Below are 2,085 nucleotides of genomic sequence, written 5' to 3' on the forward strand. Positions count from 1 at the left end.
TAATACATTTTGTATTTCTTCAAATGACTGACGTAATGGGCTTCTTAAAACTTTTTTTAAATCACCTTTAGCTGATGCTTTTATTTTTACTTTCCAACGATTACTCATGATCAATTTCTTTGATCATTTCATCTAAATCAACCGATTCATCATCTTTACGGCTAAGGGTGGCTTGAATCTGCCCATTCATCATTAAGTTCATGGTTTCCTGTAATGCGTCATAATCTTTTTTTCCCATCAAGACGGCACTACGGCTATCATTAGACCCTGCAATAATAACCGGTTGGGAGTCCCGATTAGCATTTTTGATAAGTGAAAATAGATTTGTTCGTGCTGTAGTTGGATTAATAATTTTTTCCATATGATTCCCCTCCTCAACTTATCTAACATTATAAACGTACATGATAACGTACGTCAATTATAGACTATTATATCGTCAAAGGAGATTATGACTTATGCAACAAATCGTCCTACCCATCAAAGATTCCAATGTCCTTAAAGAAGTGCAAGATACCTTGCTTCATAATTTTAATGCTGGTCAACGCAACTACACCATCTTTCAAGTGGGCAAAGCGACCTTGTTACGTGTGAGCGATGTTATGAGACTCCGCTGGGCAGATGTCTTCAATGAAAATAGTACCGTGCGTCAGAATGCGTTTATCCACGATAAAAAAACGGGCAAAACCAATTTGCTCTACTTAAAACCAGTTCAAACGGATTTATTAGCCTATCAAGCGTGGTTACAAGAAAATCATCTGGCTTCGGAATGGTTGTTTCCCTCGATTCAGCACCCAGAGCGACATATCACGGAAAAACAGTTCTACAAAATTATGAGTAAGGTTGGAGATCTGTTAGGAATTTAATTATCTAGGTACCCATACGATGCGCAAAACGGGCGCTTATCGCGTCTATACGCAATCAAATTATAATATTGGCTTAGTCATGCATTTACTTAATCATTCTAGCGAAGCGATGACACTAGCTTACTTAGGCTTGGATCAAGCCAGCCAAGAAAACATGCTCGATCAAATCGATTTTGGATAGAATAGTGCGTTCTAAATCATTAAAAATAATGTTATAATTGTTTTGCCTTGCGTCAAGAGCTACAAATTGTCTACGGACCAAATGAGGGTTGTTTTGTAGTGTAAAGGAGTTGGTGCTTATGATTAACAAGATAAGTGATTACTTAACGATATGTAATTTTGTTTTGTTTATTGCTCTGAAATTTGTCGGTCATGTACCCGCGCCTTCTATTGGCGTACAATCAGTGAGAAAATAAATTTATGAAAAAAAGAAAGAACTTTAAAAGTACAAAGTCATTACCTTATGGCTTTAAGATGAAAAGAAGACAAAAATATCCTAGAAATGTCTTGTTCTCTTATCGAGCTTCAAAGAATACCCCCAATAAGACAAAAAAGATTGCACATAATTATAGTTACAAGAACTTCTCCTATAGTATTTCTTACGGAGCAAATTTTTCTAAAAGTTTATTTTGGGGAACTCAGTTTAACAAGGTTACTTGTAGATATTGCCAGTTTAATAATGCTAAATTTTTTGCAGTTACTTTTATCAACTGTAATTTTAGAGGTTGTAAATTTAAAGGAGCACTTTTTCAAAATTGTCTATTTAAACATTGCAAATTCTCAAAATCCAGCTTTTTATATGCAAAGTTCAATCATACTTTCTTTGTTGGAAACAGGCCTCAAAAGATCAAGTGTAAAAACTTACCTAATGAAATAGATGTTGAAGAAGTTAAATTTTTAAGAGATTTAAGTCCGAAGGGCTTAAAAATATTTCTAACCAAAGAAAATATAATACGGCTTAGACAAGAATATTCAACCGCTGAAATTGCTGATGGCGTTAATCTGATGCGCTGTAAACGTATTGAAGTCAAAGATCTAAGTTACTTATTTAAATTTATAAACTTAGCTCACAATCAAAAAATAAATCGTTACTGTTCTGATGTAATTAAACCCTGAATAAAAACATGGGTATGGGGATTGTCTGTGAGTTGATGAAGAAAAGTTTTACAGTTTCCAGCTTGAAATCAGTTTTAAACTCACAATTAAATTGATATTTAAGCAA

2 protein-coding genes and 1 pseudogene are annotated in these 2,085 nt (G+C 34.0%); 2 read left to right on the plus strand and 1 reads right to left on the minus strand.

From position 1 onward, the window contains the following. Positions 1 to 100: 100 nt before the first annotated feature. Positions 101 to 361 carry a type II toxin-antitoxin system Phd/YefM family antitoxin gene (locus KGF65_RS16520; protein ID WP_152706165.1) on the minus strand — a complete coding sequence of 87 codons (261 nt, stop codon included), beginning with the start codon at positions 359 to 361 and terminating at the stop codon, positions 101 to 103. A gap of 94 nt (positions 362 to 455) precedes the next feature. Here KGF65_RS16520 and KGF65_RS16525 point away from each other — a divergent pair. Then, positions 456 to 1,044, plus strand: a pseudogene (locus tag KGF65_RS16525) (site-specific integrase). 239 nt (positions 1,045 to 1,283) lie between these two features. Beyond that, positions 1,284 to 1,979 carry a pentapeptide repeat-containing protein gene (locus tag KGF65_RS16530; protein ID WP_216749049.1) on the plus strand — a complete coding sequence of 232 codons (696 nt, stop codon included), beginning with the start codon at positions 1,284 to 1,286 and terminating at the stop codon, positions 1,977 to 1,979. Positions 1,980 to 2,085 lie beyond the last annotated feature (106 nt).

Origin of the sequence: Lactiplantibacillus sp. 30.2.29, assembly GCF_018991255.1 — a bacterium.
GTDB lineage: Bacteria > Bacillota > Bacilli > Lactobacillales > Lactobacillaceae > Lactiplantibacillus > Lactiplantibacillus pentosus.

Bases quoted from the DNA above. Each gene is read 5' to 3' on its own strand.
- KGF65_RS16520 (WP_152706165.1), bottom strand. From the start codon at position 361: ATGGAAAAAATTATTAATCCAACTACAGCACGAACAAATCTATTTTCA.
- KGF65_RS16530 (WP_216749049.1), top strand. From the start codon at position 1,284: ATGAAAAAAAGAAAGAACTTTAAAAGTACAAAGTCATTACCTTATGGC.